The 16,347-nt window shown below is 58.6% G+C and carries 12 protein-coding genes and 2 pseudogenes; 9 read left to right on the forward strand and 5 right to left on the reverse strand.

Annotated features, from left to right (window positions below; translation table 11 throughout):
* Positions 1 to 7 precede the first annotated feature (7 nt).
* From JNB71_RS15955 to JNB71_RS24490, 3 genes and pseudogenes are all read right to left on the reverse strand, one after another.
* Positions 8 to 1,156, reverse strand: coding sequence for an ABC transporter substrate-binding protein (locus tag JNB71_RS15955; protein WP_220372761.1), 1,149 nt, complete (start codon positions 1,154 to 1,156; stop codon positions 8 to 10).
* Between the two features lie 289 nt (positions 1,157 to 1,445).
* Positions 1,446 to 2,381, reverse strand: coding sequence for a LysR family transcriptional regulator (locus JNB71_RS15960; RefSeq protein ID WP_220372762.1), 936 nt, complete (start codon positions 2,379 to 2,381; stop codon positions 1,446 to 1,448).
* A gap of 196 nt (positions 2,382 to 2,577) precedes the next feature.
* Positions 2,578 to 2,676: pseudogene (locus tag JNB71_RS24490) on the reverse strand (alpha/beta fold hydrolase); the annotation flags it as partial.
* A gap of 142 nt (positions 2,677 to 2,818) precedes the next feature.
* On the opposite strand from JNB71_RS24490, the gene ftsH reads away from it, so the two are divergent.
* Together ftsH and JNB71_RS15970 are read left to right on the forward strand one after the other, a co-directional pair.
* A complete protein-coding gene (ftsH, locus tag JNB71_RS15965; RefSeq protein WP_220372763.1) occupies positions 2,819 to 4,681 on the forward strand; it encodes an ATP-dependent zinc metalloprotease FtsH in 1,863 nt (620 codons plus the stop codon).
* 238 nt (positions 4,682 to 4,919) lie between these two features.
* Positions 4,920 to 5,936 (forward strand): glycosyltransferase family 4 protein, encoded by a 1,017-nt coding sequence (locus tag JNB71_RS15970; protein ID WP_220372764.1) that lies wholly within the window; start codon positions 4,920 to 4,922, stop codon positions 5,934 to 5,936.
* Positions 5,937 to 6,117: 181 nt separating this feature from the next.
* Here JNB71_RS15970 and JNB71_RS15975 read toward each other — a convergent pair whose 3' ends face one another.
* Complete coding sequence (locus JNB71_RS15975; RefSeq protein WP_220372765.1) at positions 6,118 to 7,506, reverse strand: diguanylate cyclase domain-containing protein; 1,389 nt, start codon at positions 7,504 to 7,506, stop codon at positions 6,118 to 6,120.
* Between the two features lie 548 nt (positions 7,507 to 8,054).
* Here JNB71_RS15975 and JNB71_RS15980 point away from each other — a divergent pair.
* From JNB71_RS15980 to JNB71_RS24495, 7 genes and pseudogenes are all read left to right on the forward strand, one after another.
* Positions 8,055 to 8,360 carry a hypothetical protein gene (locus JNB71_RS15980; protein WP_220372766.1) on the forward strand — a complete coding sequence of 102 codons (306 nt, stop codon included), beginning with the start codon at positions 8,055 to 8,057 and terminating at the stop codon, positions 8,358 to 8,360.
* A gap of 731 nt (positions 8,361 to 9,091) precedes the next feature.
* On the forward strand, positions 9,092 to 10,024 hold the full coding sequence (locus JNB71_RS15985; protein WP_220372767.1) for a recombinase family protein: 933 nt from the start codon (positions 9,092 to 9,094) through the stop codon (positions 10,022 to 10,024).
* 407 nt (positions 10,025 to 10,431) lie between these two features.
* A complete protein-coding gene (locus tag JNB71_RS15990; protein ID WP_223215870.1) occupies positions 10,432 to 11,271 on the forward strand; it encodes a site-specific integrase in 840 nt (279 codons plus the stop codon).
* A 616-nt stretch (positions 11,272 to 11,887) separates the two neighbouring features.
* On the forward strand, positions 11,888 to 13,087 hold the full coding sequence (repA, locus tag JNB71_RS15995; RefSeq protein ID WP_220372769.1) for a plasmid partitioning protein RepA: 1,200 nt from the start codon (positions 11,888 to 11,890) through the stop codon (positions 13,085 to 13,087).
* Between the two features lie 3 nt (positions 13,088 to 13,090).
* The gene (gene repB / locus JNB71_RS16000; RefSeq protein ID WP_220372770.1) at positions 13,091 to 14,116 is read left to right on the forward strand and encodes a plasmid partitioning protein RepB; all 1,026 of its coding nucleotides are present in this window, start codon (positions 13,091 to 13,093) and stop codon (positions 14,114 to 14,116) included.
* Between the two features lie 153 nt (positions 14,117 to 14,269).
* A complete protein-coding gene (repC, locus tag JNB71_RS16005; RefSeq protein WP_220372771.1) occupies positions 14,270 to 15,487 on the forward strand; it encodes a plasmid replication protein RepC in 1,218 nt (405 codons plus the stop codon).
* 272 nt (positions 15,488 to 15,759) lie between these two features.
* Positions 15,760 to 16,025: pseudogene (locus tag JNB71_RS24495) on the forward strand (hypothetical protein); the annotation flags it as partial.
* A gap of 124 nt (positions 16,026 to 16,149) precedes the next feature.
* Here the strand turns inward: JNB71_RS24495 and JNB71_RS16010 are convergent.
* Entirely contained in the window at positions 16,150 to 16,347 is a 198-nt protein-coding gene (locus tag JNB71_RS16010; RefSeq protein WP_220372772.1) for a hypothetical protein, read from the reverse strand.

Raw genomic sequence — 16,347 nt, forward strand, 5'->3', positions numbered from 1 at the left:
TTTGGATTTAGAGCTTCGGCAAGGTTTCGATGACCTTCTGCTTGCCATCGACGACTTCGACGAGGAAGCTTTCACGATTGATCTCACCCTTGTCGTCCCATGAGGTCTCCATGAGAATCCCGGGCTCTTCCGCGGGCGTGATCGTCAGATTATGGAGCGCATCCGCAAAGGCCTGCCGATCGGCCTTGCCGATCTTATTGGTGACGAACTTCACGGCATAGGCGCCAGTATAGGCCTTGATGGCGTTGTGGTCAGGCTTGTACTTGTATTTCGCCTCGAACTTCTTGACGAAGTCCTCGATGCCCGGAACCGGTGCATCCGCCGTCAGGCCCACGTGGCCGCGCACGCCGTTGACGGCATCACCGGCGAGATCGATCACCTTCTGGTTCATCAGCGTCGTTTCGCCGAAGATCGCCTGCTTGACGTCCTGCTTGCGAATTTCCTTGAGCAGGCGTGCGCTTTCCTCTTCGTGCAGGTAGACGAAGATAGCTTCCGCGCCACTGCCCTTCAGCTTGACGACGTCGGCGGCAAAGTCCGCCTGCCCGACTTCGCTCGAAATATCCGCCACGACCTGAATGCCGTGTTTTTCCATTTCGGCAACGAAGGAATCGCGCCCGCCCTTGCCGAAATCGTCATTCGACCAGGCAACGGCCACCGTTTTCGTGCCGGCTTTTTCGGAAAGGTATTTCGCAAGCTTCGGCATCGACTGCTGCGCGCCGAAGGAGGTGCGGAAGATATAGGGGTTGCCCATGCCGGTGATGAATGGAGCTTCGGCGCCTGTGAGTTGCGGCACGCCGTTCTGCTGCGCGACCAGCATGTTGACCTTGACTGTTCCGGAATAAATCGGTCCGAGAATGACATAGGCGCCGTCGTCGATAGCCTTCTGCACCATCGCGCGCGAGGTCGGCGCGTCTGTTTGGGTATCGTAGTTCAGAACCTCCACCGACTGGCCGAGCAGGCCGCCCGCGGCATTAATCTCCTCGAAGGCGAGCGTCAGGCCGTCCCGCCAGTTCGTGCCGACAGTAGCGCCGGCACCGGACAGCTCGATCACATTGGCAATCTTGATCGGGTCCGCCGCCGTTGCGGCAAACGGTGCGGCGGCGACCATTGCAAAGGCGGCACCTGCCGTCAGTGCGAGAAAATATCTGCGGTTCATTGGTATAGTCCTCCCTTTAGAGCGCATCTCCGACCTATTCCGGCTTCGAAAAAGATCAAGCAAGGTTGGAACCTAACGACATAATGGATGTCATCGGATTCCGAGTCCTTTCGAAACAGGCATGCAAGCCTCCCGCTCGCATTTCTGCCTTCACCCGCGCCGAGTTTCGTCAAAATGAAACTTAACTGCAAATACAAAAATATCATTTGCGGATAACATGATGTTATCTTTCCAGAGACCAATCGCTCATGCGAGCCCACGGCCTGCCTGCAGAACGAAGACCGGGATTTCAGCTGCTTTTTTCGGCTTTGGCGGTGCGGCGCCCTTCCGCATTTTCGGAAACAAACCGCATCTCTGCGCGCAGCGTCGTGATGAATTCCTCCGCGAAGACCGAGAGCGCCAGATCGTTGCGATAGGCGACATAGACGTGGAACCTTGTGTCCGCCTCGATTTCAAGGCATTTGATGCCGTTCACCTTGCCATGGGCAACGGTAAACTGGTCAATGATGGCAATGCCTGCTCCAGCCGCCACCAGGCTGCAGACAGTTGTGCCGAAGCGCGCCCTGATCTTCATCCTGTATTCCAGGTTCTGGCGGCGGAAGATTTCGGTCATGATCGCGCCGTAGGGATCGTTAGGATCGATACCGATCAGCGGGTGCTCGACGATCTCCTTGGGGCTGATCGATTTGCGCTGCGCAAGCGCACTTTCGGCGGGCACGATGCAGAACAGCCGGCCCGTCGCCAGCGGCGCGAAATGAACGACGGAATGATCAGAGCGGCTGCTGATCGCGACGAACTCCCCCCGCCCCAGAAGCAGGTAATCAATAGCCTCCTCGATCTTCAATATGTTGATGTTGATGTCGAGTTCGGGATACTTGCCGATGACGCGTTCGACGGCGCGAGGCACCATGACATTGGCGATGCTCGGCACCGAGGCGAAGCTGAGTTCGCTGCCCTCCCCCTTCCCCAGCCGCTCGATGGCGAATTGCAGGTCCTCGACCTTCTTGTAGACCGTATCGAGTTGGCCGAACACGGTGCGTGCTTCGGAGGTCGGCACGTAGCGGCCATGACTGCGGTTGAACAGCCTGATGCCGAGCGAATCCTCGGTATATTTCATCAACCGGCTAATTCCCGGCGCCGAGACGTTGAGCAGCTTCGCCGCCCCCGCGATCGTGCCCGTAACCATGATGGCGCGAATGACCTCGATCTGTCGAAGTGTCAGCACGCTGTAAGCCTCCCGGTCACTGTATCGGCTCATTGCTCCGGCGAGTCATCTTCCGGAAACGGCGAGCTGCGAGCCAATGTATCCGTGATTCTGAAAAAATAACTAGGACCGACCGACATTTCGCTTGATCGCAGATCATAGTGGATGAGCTGTAAAGCCCTTGATCCGCGTTGAATCCGTGAAGGTGCGGCTGGCTCAGCTTCTGCAGGCTCGCATACATGTAAGTCGGGCGGTCGAAGGGCGCGAAGTCACCGACGATAATGGTTCGCGCAATGTCGGGCTTCTTCAAGGCCAAGGCGGAAATGCATCGCCCCGTGGGCGGTCTTTTAGCCACCATCCGGCGGAACTGCCGTACCCCGACAGCGTTTGGTCTGTAACGATCGTCAGGGCCAGCAGCCCGCGACGCTGACGCAGCCATAACCGTACACGGCACCAAGATGAACAAGAAGACCGAGTTCAACGTCTGGTACTGGCTCATCGCCTTTTTTGGCCTGATGCTTTTTCAGCATCTCTTCGCGGCGGCCACGCAGGTCGCCGAGATCCCTTACAGCCAGTTCGAAACCTATCTTTCCGAGGGGAAGATTGAGGAGGTCGCAGTCTCGGATCGCTTCATCCAAGGGACCTTGAAGGCGCCGCACGATGGCAAACCGAGGTTCATCACGACTCGCGTGGAACCGGATCTTGCCGAGCGGTTGCGTAAGGGCGGCGTCGTCGTGACGGGCCAGGTTGAGAGCACCTTCCTTCGGGACCTCCTGTCATGGGCAATTCCCGTCGCCGTTTTTGTTGGCATCTGGATGTTCATGTTCAGGCGCTTGGGCGGCAGCATGGGCAGTGGCCTCATGCAGATCGGAAAGTCGAAGGCAAGGGTCTATGTTCAGAGTGATACCGGAGTGACTTTCAAGGACGTGGCGGGCGTAGACGAGGCAAAGGATGAGTTGAAGGAGATCGTCGACTTTCTCAAGGACCCCAAAGGCTATGGTCGGCTTGGCGGTCGGATGCCGAAGGGCATCCTGCTCGTGGGACCACCCGGCACTGGCAAGACGCTGCTTGCAAAAGCCGTGGCGGGTGAGGCAGGCGTGCCGTTTTTCTCCATTTCTGGCTCCGAATTCGTGGAGATGTTCGTCGGTGTCGGTGCTGCCCGCGTGCGCGATCTCTTCGAACAGGCCCGAGCGAAGGCGCCGGCCATCATCTTCATCGATGAGCTTGATGCGCTCGGGCGGGCACGCGGCATCGGGCCAATGGCCGGCCATGACGAAAAAGAGCAGACCTTGAACCAGTTGCTGGTCGAACTCGACGGATTCGACTCTTCGACTGGTCTCATCCTGCTCGCGGCCACCAATCGCCCGGAAATTCTCGACCCAGCGCTGTTGAGGTCGGGACGCTTCGATCGTCAGGTGCTCGTCGACCGCCCCGACAAAAGCGGGCGCGCGCAAATCCTCGATGTACATCTGAGGACGGCCAAGCTTGCGTCGGATGTTCGGCCCGAACAGATCGCCGCACTGACGCCCGGCTTCACCGGCGCGGACCTCGCCAATCTCGTTAATGAAGCAACCCTGCTGGCGACCCGGCGCAAAGCCCAAGCGGTCACGATGGACGATTTCAACAATGCGATCGAGCGAATTATCGCAGGGCTTGAGAAACGCAACAGGCTGCTCAATCCAAGGGAGCGCGAAATCGTCGCCTATCATGAAATGGGTCATGCGCTGGTGGCCATGGCACTGCCGGGAATGGACGCCGTGCACAAGGTCTCGATCATCCCGCGCGGTATAGGCTCACTCGGCTACACGATCCAACGCCCCACGGAGGATCGCTTCCTGATGACGAAAGAGGAGCTTGAAAACAAGATGGCGGTCCTGCTTGGCGGACGTGCAGCGGAATGGATCGTTTTCGGTCATCTGTCCACAGGGGCCGCAGACGACCTCGTGAAGGTGACGGACATCGCACGCGCGATCGTCGCGCGCTATGGGATGACGGCAAAACTCGGCCATGTCGCGCTGGAGAGGGATCGCCGTTCGCTGCTGACGACTGATCCGCTGTATTCCGGCCCGAGCGAACGCGATTATTCCGAGGAAACTGCGGCGATTCTAGACGAAGAGGTACGCAAAATTATCGAGAACGCGTTCGATCGCACTGTCGCGCTGCTTGAAGAGCAGCGGGCAATTCTGGAGCGATCGGCAAAGCTCCTTTTGGAGCGGGAGACAATCAGAGAGGATGAACTGAGCGCCATCGTTTCTGAAGAAGATCGTACCAACCGAAGCAAGCGAGCCGGCAAGCCCGAGCGATCGCGATCTGCACGATGACTGGTTGTCCTAAACGGGCGCGCCGCTCGCGCGACGGGTTCTCAGGCGCAATGCCTCAATTGTCGAGGACGTGGTATGATGGTGAATTCGTGACGCTGTAGGTCAGTTACCATGACCCTGTTAATCACACGCACTCGCACCGCTCCAATCCAACCTCGCACGGGCGGTCCCATCGGCCAGGGAACGCTGATGAGGTTGGGCGCTTCTTGGCGCAACCGCTCGCCGTAAGGGTCACCTCATGCGAATCGCCATGCTGGCGCCGATTGCCTGGCGCACACCCCCCCGCCACTACGGCCCTTGGGAACTGGTCACTCACCTCCTGACGGAAGCGCTTGTTGCCCGCGGTATCGATGTGACATTGTTTGCTACGCGCGACAGCCTGACCACGGCCAAGCTCGATGGCATTGTCCCCGCTCCCTATTGCGATGATCCATCCATCGATGCGAAGGTCTGGGAATACCGACATCTTGCTTACCTGTTCGAACGGGCCGATCGCTTCGACATAATCCACAATCAGGCGGATTTTCCCGCGCATGCATTTTCCGGCCTGGTGCGAACACCCATGGTGACGACAATCCACGGATTTTCGTCGGAACGCATCTTGCCGATGTACAAGCCTTATGAGGAGCGTGTGCACTTCGTGGCAATCAGCAACGCCGACCGACATCCGGGACTCCGCTATGCCGCGACAATTCATCATGGGATTCGGGTCGAGGATTTTCAATTTGATCCGAAAGGCAGTGAAGACCTGCTTTTTTTCGGGCGGATCCATCCGGACAAGGGGACGAAGGAAGCAATCGAGGTTGCCAATGCCTGCGGCCGCAGACTGCATATCTACGGCATCATACAAGACGGTGATTATTTCGAGCGCAGCGTGAAGCCGAAGATCGACGGGAGATCCGTCATTCTGCATGAACCGGTCGGCGTCGAAAAGCGCGTAATCCTCGGCCGCGCACATGCGCTTCTCCACCTGATCAATTTCGAGGAGCCATTCGGACTGTCGGTGGTCGAAGCCATGGCCTGCGGAACGCCGGTCATTGCCACCAGGCGCGGTTCGATGCCCGAAATTATCGAGCACGGGCGGACCGGATTTATTGTCGACAGTCTGCAACAAGCCGTGGCCGCAGTTGAAGCCGTGACAGGTATCGACAGACACAAGCCACGAGAACTCGTCACCCAGCGCTTCGCAGTCGAGCGGATGGCGCGGGATTATGTGAAGCTTTATGAGCGCATACTTGATAGCGAGCCGAGCTGAAATTCGGTCGGCTGGTTATAAAATGGCGAAAGCACCGCCGGCGCCGTGCCCATCATCCCACTCCCTCAACGGTTCGATTGTGGCCCCAATCACCGGTGGCAGAAATGTCCATTTCGAGCGGACGGCAAGCGGAATGGTCTTTCAGCTCAGATGCGTTCCGGCAACCCGCATCGTAGAATACTCAGCCGCTCACCACCTGCAGGGGATTTTCCGAGTGGAAGCGCGCATTGCCTTTGCCGCTGGACTTGGCCAAGTAAAGCGCTCGATCGGCCTTCTGCAGGAGATCGGCGCTTTCCTGTCCATCGGTGGGCGAAACGGCGATGCCAATGCTGACACCGATTTCGATCACGGTGTCTCCTAATCGATAGGGGGAGCGCAAAGTATCGATGATCCAGCTCGCCCGCGCCCGCAACTCCGCGTGATTGGTCAGCCCCGGCATGACCACGACGAACTCATCGCCGCCGAGGCGGGCGGCCGTATCCTGACCGCGAAGGAGCGATCGCAACCGCTCCGCGACCTGGCAGAGAAGCTCATCGCCAGCGGCGTGGCCGTGCCCGTCGTTGACCGCTTTGAAGCCGTCCAAATCGAGATACATGAGCGCCACGCCCGGCTGGCGGCTCTTGAGATGTCCGACCAAGCGATCCAGGCGATCAAGCAACAGCACCCGGTTGGGCAGTCCGGTAAGTGCGTCGCGCATGGCGCGAGCCTCGCTGCTACGGATCAATCGTGCGGCCTCGCTCGAATAGCGCAGCACGAAGATCGACAGAACAAAGAAGGCGCAAAGGGTGACGACAAGAACCGGTCCGGCCGTTCGCAAGAGTGCATCTCCGGGGCGCACAGGATCCCAGGCGAGATAACGTGCCGTTGCCCGCATCTCGTCGGAAACGCGAATTCGCGCCCGGGGATCGACACTCGCATCATCGATGTCAACAAGCCGCAGATTGGGCAACAGATAGGTTTGACCAAGCTCGGCCAAGCGGGCCTCGTTCAAGACATCGACGAAAACGATCAGATATCCAGTCTCCTGCGGTCTTTCTTTGTCATCGAAGGGACGCAAAGGCGCTACCGCAACCATAGCGAGGGCGTCTCGCGCCGTGACAAGACCGAATGTCGCACTGATGTGATCGCCGGCTCGGTTGCGCGCGACGAGTTCATTGAAGCCATTGGACAACAGCGACCGGGCGTCGACAGCTCCACCTTTCCCATCGACATGGGAGTAGACAGAGCGATTTTCCGGATCCAGCACGAATGACATCGCCAAGCCATAACTGGTTGAACCCGCCTGGCCGATGTTGCCATCAACCCAGGGAAAGTCGAAGCGATCGACAATGGCAACCACGGCCTCGTCCCAGTGGCCGTAATCTGATGCTCCCTTGGCAAGCGCTTCGCCGTGAACCTTGACCGCAGCGCGCGCCAGTCGCGCCTGCTCACCAATCGCGGTGTTCGTCTGATAGTTCGCAAGCCATATCAGGCCACCGCCCGAACCGACGAGCAGCAATGCGGTCAGCAGAGCCAGCGGCAGAATGACCTTGAAGAAGAATTGCCGGGTGGTATCGATCTCTCTGGGCATTGTCACACTTAACGAACGGGATTTCCTCAGGCGAGAGGCCGCCGCGATTCATCGATTCCAACCGCTTCAAGCTGGTGTAGCCGGCCACCTCAGGGTCAAGCTATGCGCGCGTTTAATTTAGAAGTCGTGAAGAAATCCGTGTGGTTTCAGCATTTCCAGTCACTGTGTTTTCAATGGAGCAGATCAGACGGCGAGTTGCCCGTTTGCGTCGGCGGCAGTGGCCGAGGTCGGCGTCTCCGTTCGGGGCGCTCCAAAACAGTTCTCGCACCTTCGAGGAAACGCCCCCTCAGCCTATCTCCGAACGATGCGGTAAGGCCCGTGTGTAGCGACCTGCGGGCCCCCTTAAATGGTGATAAGGCACGAAATCGGCGTCTCGCGACGTGGAGCTGACCCGCGAGCCAGTGTTCATATTTCCGCAGTTCTCAAAGGTGGATCGGAGATCGGGTGCATCGTTTCTAAATTGAAGGCCTGGTTTCGCAAAGTTTGATTTGACCGTTTTCGATGGCGAGGCGACAGTTGCAACCCGCAGCAAGGCAGGAGGAAAAACGATGGACGAGACAGACCGCTGGCGCCACATGGCCAGCGCACCGAAAGATGGTAGTCGGATCTTAGTCACGATCCGCCCGACCGAACAGGGGCCGGCAGCAGTTGACCTTGCCTATTGGTCGAATGGTGATCAGTTCGGTGGAGAAGGCTGGCGCGCGTCTGATTCCTCGCCCGGGCACATCATCGAATACGCGGAGCCGGAGTTGAAGTGTTGGATGCCGATGCCCTCGGCCAATCTCAATCGCCTCTCGATGCCCTCACCTTGGGAAGGCAGCGACGCCCAGCAATTCGACGGATCAGGGATTTAAGAAATCGCGCCGAACAACGACTGCTTCGTAAAGAGGTCCGCCACGACATGGAGTCTTGCTGCCTTTCCGCCCCGTCGGCTTTCTCGAAGCAGAAGCGGACCGATTCTGCCCCCCCGGAGATGTTGCTCGACGAGGAGGTGGCGACGCGTCTGAGTACGAGTGTCTCGCGCCTGACGATTGTGATGTCCAAACTGTTTGGTAACCCTGCCAATACCGGCTGGTGTGCGACCGCCCGCTGAGCGTCGCCGTCCGGCAGGTCACCTTGAGATTGTTTACCGACTTGGAGCGGACGACGTGAAGATCTGATCGACCGCCTGCTTTCACCGGCCAACACCCGGACATCATGTGCACTAAGCCGCGTCAATATGCACAAAACCGCACTGCCCGTCGCCTTCGCAAAACGAACGATAATGGCAAGGCAATCGCTCTCTGGGCTCGATCAGTGACGGATGACCGGCTCGGTCCTAACACGACGCGGAGTTTCCGTCTGCCCCCGAAGCGGCGCCCGGCACGTTAAAAAATTCGGCGGCCCACGTTTACCCACTCTCACAAGCATTTCGGCCATGGCGGCCCACAGGCGCGCCTTTGCCGACGTGACGTGCATCAACTCGCTCTTCGCCCTATTTCGTGCTGTACGGCGCTTAATCTTGCATATAAAACTCGTTTTCAAAGGTACATTATTGCGCATCGTATATCTGTACAAACGCTCTTCAGAACAAGGAGGAAGCCACATGCCCCCAACCATGAACACGCCTCCGCCTTCCCTGCACTCGAGGCTGATCGGATATGCCCGGCTCTCCACGGAGGAGCAGTCCATCGATACGCAGATCGACGAACTGAGAGCTGCCGGTTGTCACCGCATCCATCAGGAGCAGGAACCCGGCAGCACGGGGAGCAGACCTGTCCTTGCGAGGCTGCTGCGGGACCTTGATCCTGGCGATGTACTTGTCGTCGTGCGGCTCGATCGACTGGCGCAGTCGGTAAGACACTTGCTTGAAGTCATCGAAGACCTGGACAAGCGTAGTGTGCATTTCCGCTCCCTCCACGATCCGATCGACACCTCGACGCCACACGGCAAGCTGTCCGTGCAAGTCCTCGAAGCAGTGGCTCGGTTGGAACGCTCGCTCCTTGCGGAACGGACAAAGGCCGGCATGAAAGCGGCCAAGGCTCGCGGGCGACTCGCCGGCAATCCCGGGCTGCGGCAACACAGACCGGACGCAATCCGCGCCGTCTCGGACGCACGCGACCGCGCCTACCTCAATGAATTGACGTCATCGGCGCAAGCATGGCTGCCGACGGTCCGGCATCTGCGGCCACAGCACAGCTGGGAGGATGTCGTGCGTATTCTCAATCGCAAGGGGCTCGACTGGACAGTCGAACGCTTACGACGCGCGGTGCATCGCATGGTGCGTGAACGCTTGGCGGAACCGGAGTTGATCCAGCGTTCCCCGCGCCGGCCACCCGAGGATCGTCTGATGAAGGTCGTCGCCGGGATCGCCATTTCCGAGCCCCATCTCTCTTTGCGTGGCATTGCCGCCCAGTTGGAGCAGATGCAGGAGCGCCCCCCGCGTGGTGGCCGCAAATGGCAGCCTTCTTCCGTCAGGGCGCTGTTGGACGACGCACGGCGTTTGGGACTGGTTCGCTCCCGCGTGGCTGGGTCATGACCAGAAGACATGGAATCCGATGATTCTTGCTGAGTTGTTGCAAGATGCTTATGTTCCTGAACGCCTCCCCGACCAGATGAAAGTGCCTATACGCATCAAGACAACATCCGCCGGTTTGCCATCAGCCTCGGCCATGCGAGGAAATGAAGGTCGTCGGCGTCGGTGACACCGGTGACTGCGTTTTCCGCACCCGTGCCTGATCCATCCCTTCCCTTCAACGGCAACGACGCTGTTGTACATAATGCCGATACCGTGTGAATGATCGCCGAGATGAAAATATGAAAACCCACCGAGGCAACATGCCCGCAACGCCCTCCATCTCTGGAATGCCTGCCTCGCAGCCTGGGCAAGCGGCTGGCCTGTCAAGCGTCAGCATTGACCCCGCGGGAGCGGGAGACTCTGCCCGAATGTCGGCGTCGCACAATACGCGGCGCGCTTATGCCGGCGACTGGAAGCATTTTACCGCATGGTGTCGACGCCATGGCGAAGCCGCCCTCCCCCCAGAGGCGCAGATCGTCAGCCGGTATCTAGCCGCCTGCGCAGCCGGTTCGGTGACGGGCGATAAAAGGCCAAACTCCGCCGCGACGATCGAGCGGCGCCTCTCTTCGCTCAGTTGGAATTATGTTCAGCGGGGCGAGCGCCTGGATCGCAAGGATCACCACATCACCGCCGTCATGGCCGAAATCCGCAACTCTCTTTCAAAGCCACCGATCCAAAAGATACGAGTGAATCATGATGACATTATCGCCATGCTCGCGACCCTCGATCGGGGAAGCTTAAGGGGCATTCGGGATCGCGCCATACTGCTGATCGGCTTTGCCGGCCGTCTGCGCCGCTCCGAAATCGTTGGCCTTGACGTTGAGAAAGATCAGTCGGACGACGGTGGCGGCTGGGTAGAGATTGGTGACGAAAGACTGCTTGTGACATTACGCGGGAGAACCCGCTTGCGCACCGTCGAGATTAGCCGTGACTCACCGGACGCCACCTGCCCCGTCGCAGCTCTGGAGATGTGGCTTAAGTTCGCCAGGATCACCCACGGTCCGCTTTTCCGCCGCGTGACCGGACGTGGGAAATTGGTCGGGTCGCAACGATTGAACGGTCAGGAGGTGGCTCGCCTCGTCAAGCGTACAGCTTTGGCTGCCGGTATCGGCGAGCTCGCCGAGCACGACAGAGTTGCGCAATTCTCCGGGCGTTCCTTGCGCCCCAACGTCCCTTCTCCGAAAGGGACCGATGGGGGCGGGGCGTAGAGACCCTAGCGTTCACATGAGCGGCAAAAAAGCGAACGCCGGGGATCAACCCCGCCGACGCTGTGGCGGACGTAGCCCCGATCTCCGATTGAAGCCGCGCACCTTTCAGCATTCACAAGCCGCGACGCCAGGAACCAATCCTTGCCGCAAATGGCCCGGCACGGCAAGGAAGGTCGGTGAACTACCCGACAGAATTGCGGCCCCATTTCGTGAGTAAGTGCTTTATCCGGCGAGCACTCGAAGCCGCCCGCATAGACGCATGCGCAAGGGGCATTGCGACAACGATCGACTGAAAGTCGCCGAAAGCGGTCTGGGCGCGACCACGCGCTCGTCAAGCCAGGCCGGCGAACGGGCAGGGAGCCGAGCGGAACCCGGGGCAAAAACGCCAAGCACGATCGGGCTGACTCCACGCCGGCGCGCGAATCGAATAGGACTGCCGGAGAAGCTCAGTTGTACATGTACAACGCTGGTGCGAGAGCATTTTTCTCAAAAAGGCGATTAACCAGCTGTTAATGAAAAACTCTTTGCCACGCTGCCTAGAATCGGGTCTATTGCCATCAGCGCTTTTTGAGCGCTTCGCCCGTAATAAGCGCAGATTTCACCCACCGAGGCAACGATGTTGAACACGGCAAGCAACCAGAGGAGCAGCAACCTGCGCTCCCTCATTTCGTCTGACGCGGATGAGTTGACGCGCCAGCTCCAGGCCCATCAGCAGCGCACATTCCCTCCGACCGCCCTCAAGACCATCCGTCAGTTCACACCAGCAGAGGCTGCAGACTTCATCGGCATTCATCAGGGCTATCTCCGTCAGATCGTGGCCGACGGACACGGTCCGGAGCCTTTGGCGAATGGTCGGCGGATGTATTCCGTTCAGGATATCGAGAATTTGCGTCGGACCCTTGATGAGGGCGGGAAGGGGCCTCGCAAATATATTCGTCACCGCCGCGATGGCGAAAAACTACAAGTCGTCTCTGTGATGAACTTCAAGGGCGGATCCGGTAAGACGACCACGTCCGCCCATCTTGCGCAGTTTCTCGCCCTCAGAGGCTACCGCGTTCTGGCCGTGGATCTCGATCCCCAGGCGTCCCTTTCGGCGCTCTTCGGTCATCAGCCCGAACTGGATGTCGGGGAAAATGAGACCATCTACGGCGCGATCCGCTATGATGAAGCGAGACGGGATATTACCGAGATTGTGAGGGCAACCTACACGCCGAACCTGCACATCATACCCGGCAATCTCGAACTCATGGAGTTTGAACACGAGACTCCTAAGGCACTTGCGGCGCGCCAAAGCACAGATTCTATGTTCTTCGCACGGATCGGCGAGTGCCTGGCCGAAATCGAGAGCGCTTATGATATCGTCGTCGTCGACTGCCCGCCGCAACTTGGCTTCCTGACTTTGTCCGCCCTTTGCGCGGCAACGGCAGTTCTCATAACCGTCCATCCGCAAATGCTGGATGTGATGTCCATGAGTCAGTTTCTTCATATGACCGGTGATTTGCTGCGTGTGGTGGAAAACGCCGGCGGAACGATGGATTACGATTGGATGCGCTATCTCGTGACCCGATTCGAGCCGAACGACGGGCCGCAGTCGCAGATGTCTGGCTTCATGAAGTCTATCTTCGGCAATCGGCTTCTGGAGAACGCGATGGTCAAATCCACCGCTATTTCCGACGCCGGCTTGACCAAGCAGACGCTGTACGAAGTCGATCGCAGCCAGTTCACGCGCGGCACCTATGACCGCGCCCTGGATTCTCTTACTGCGGTGAACTCTGAGATCGAAGATCTCATCAAGCAGACCTGGGGGAGGAAGTAACCCATGGCTCGCAAGAACGTTTTCGGTCTGGTCGAGACTGATCCTGCAACACCGGTGGAGATCGACCATCCGCTCGTCAACACGAGGCCGCTTGCGGGGTTTGAGAAACCGCTTCGCCGTGCAACCCCCGTCGGCGCAATTTCGCAGTCGTTGGGTGGAATCAATGAAAAGGCGCAACGCGTCGATGATCTGGAGAAGCAGCTCGCCAAAGGTCAGGCTATTGTAGAGCTCGATCCCTTACTGATCGACAGTTCCTTCGTCGCAGACCGCTTGAGCGTCAATGCGGAGGACCAGGAAACGCTTGTTGCGCAGATAAGAGAGCATGGACAGCAGGTGCCTATTCTTGTTCGTCCGCATCCCGAAATGCCGGGGCGCTTCCAGGTGGCGTACGGGCACAGGCGACTGGCAGCGATCAAGCAGATAGGCGGAGCCGTCAAGGCCGTTGTGCGAGATCTCAGCGACGAACAACTCGTTGTTAGCCAGGGGCAGGAAAACAATGCTCGCACCGACCTGACGTTCATTGAACGATCTTTCTTCGCGTTCCGGCTCGAAGCGCGTCAGTTCAGCCGCGACATAATCATGTCGGCGCTCGGCGTCGATAAAGCAGCACTGTCGCGCATGATTGCCCTGGTCAGCCGTCTTCCGGACCAGCTGATCGAAGCAATCGGTGCTGCACCGGGATTTGGGCGCACCAGATGGGCCGAAATTGCCGATCTTCTGGAGGAGACCGGGAAAAGAGCCAAAGCCATCAAACTCGTCCAGACGCCAGACTTTCAAACCATGACGTCGGACGAGCGCTTCCAGGCCGTCTACGACCACCTTCGCAAGGTCAAGGACAAGGCCAGAACGGCGGTCTGGAAAACCGCGAGGGGCGGGAAGGTCGTCAGGATTTCGGAAACTGACGCTAAGTTAAATCTCGCCTTCGACAAGGCGATCGAACCCGAGTTCGGTTCCTTTGTCGAAGCGAGGCTGAGCGCGCTTTATGACGAGTTTATGCAGTCAAAGTATATGGCTGGAAAAGGAGACTGAACCGCAAAAGAAAAAGGCCCCCAAACGTTGCCGTCGTGGAAGCCTCTCTCATAGTTCGCACCTAGAGAATCGCATTTCCCCGAATCCCAGTCAAGAGTCTTTGGCACCGTTTTGGTGAGTGGATTTCTTTTGCCTCACGAAAGGTGAAGGAAAATGCAAATACAGAGTGTAACGACGTCCGTCGGACGGCGGCCGATGACGCTTGCCTTGTTGAAAAGGCAGCTCGATACAGCAGACATGAAGGCAGGCAAGACTGCCGACAAATGGAAGGTCTTCCGCGACGCTTGCGAAGCGAGGGCGATCCTTGGGATTCAGGACCGAGCGCTTGCCGTTCTCGACGCCCTGCTGACATTCTATCCAGACAACGAACTGTCACACGAACGTGGGCTGGTCGTGTTTCCGTCGAACGCCCAACTGTCTGTACGGGCTCATGGGATCACAGGAACGACCCTACGGCGGCACCTTGCCGCTCTGGTGGAGGCTGGTCTCATCATCCGCAAAGATAGCCCGAACGGCAAGCGCTACGCTCGACGCGGCAGGTCCGGCGAGCTCGAGCAGGCCTTCGGGTTCAGCCTCGCGCCTATGCTTGCCCGCGCAGAAGAACTGGCCGCGATGGCTCAACACGTCGCTGCCGAGCGCAAAAACCTGCGAATTGCCAAGGAAGCACTTTCAGTATGCCGACGTGATATCCGCAAGTTGATCGCCGCTGCGATGAACGAAGGAGCGTCCGGCAACTGGGGGACAATCGAGGAACACTTTCATGCTCTCCTGGCTCGCATCCCCCGATCGCCGACGACCAGCCAATTGGTGGATCTCCTCCAGGAGATGGAAGCGCTCCGCGAGAGCATCATTAATGCGCTGGAAATGCAGATTAAATCCGAAAAAATAGACACCGATGATGTCCGTTTTGACCGCCACATACAGAATTCATATACCGATTCCATCAATGAACTTGAACGTCGTTCTGAAAATGCGCTGGATGCCAGGCCGATCGAGAACCTGCGTCCGAAAAGTGCCGCGATCCGGACCTTTCCCTTGATCATGGTGCTGCAAGCATGCCCTGATATAGCCGATTATGCGCCGGGAGGCACCATAACCGATTGGCGGGATCTCATGTCAGCGGCAGTCGTGGTGCGGTCCATGCTCGGCGTCACCCCATCAGCCTTTGAGGACGCCTGCCACGTCATGGGTGCGGAGAACGCAGCTGTGGCCATGGCCTGTATCCTCGAAAGGGCAGGGCACATCACCTCGGCCGGCGGTTATCTGCGAGATCTCACTGCCAAAGCCAGGCGGGGAGAGTTTTCCCTCGGTCCCATGCTGATGGCACTGATGCGAGCGCAGCGCATTAAGACGACGAGGGCAGCATCGTGATATGCCTTCGCAGCCGGCAGTCGCGGCAGGTCGTTTATCGGGGCAGGATGGCCATATGTGATGCCGGCGAAGATGCCGTGTCCATACCGACTGCTCCGAGGCGGGGTAAAGGCCATCCCCCCACTGGTCATAATTATCACTCATTGTGAACTGTCGACGTCCGGTGCGGTTATGCTCGTATTTTCAGCATGAACCGCTCGCGACGCTTCGGGCGTTGCAGGATGACAGCTACGTTCAGGATGAGGCTATATGGGGCCGAGCTGCCAGAGGTTTACGCGTCGGAGGCCTCGGCAACCACCAAGGCTGTCGAGGCGCAGATAAAGTCGGCGTCCGTTGTTGCCGTCCAAATTCTAACGGCAATCAATGGACCGTACCGTATGCGGCGACGGACGCGCGGTCCGGCCACAGTGTTGAGCGGCTGCGGAGGTTCATGCCGGCATCTGCAGTCGATCGCAGCCTGCGAAAAACATTCGGCTTGGCAAACGTAACTGATCGCAATGGTGTTGCGGGTCTGCGCCCAGGTAGGAATGCCCGATGAAGGGAAGAACATGGCTCGCCAGCCCAAGGCGGAAAGGAAAAAAGGGACGTTTGCGTCTGTCAAACGTGGCTGTTCAGGGTGACACGGCGAGTGCGAGACCGCTCGCCGGTTTGCGTACAGATGCCTAATGTAGCGTGATCTCGCGATCGGGGTCCGCGATTTCCTGCGCTATCAACCCATTGAGGGCGACCAAGATTTCATCGAGCGACCAACCGCGGCTAATAGCTTGGTCGACCACCTCGTGAAAGGCGTCTTCAAGGGACTCCCGGCAATCCTCCAGGCGCTCTGCAGAGAGAACAATTCTGCGCGGTTCCAATCTCAT

Origin of the sequence: Rhizobium herbae, from assembly GCF_019511375.1 — a bacterium.
GTDB classification, from domain to species: Bacteria; Pseudomonadota; Alphaproteobacteria; order Rhizobiales; family Rhizobiaceae; genus Pararhizobium; species Pararhizobium herbae_A.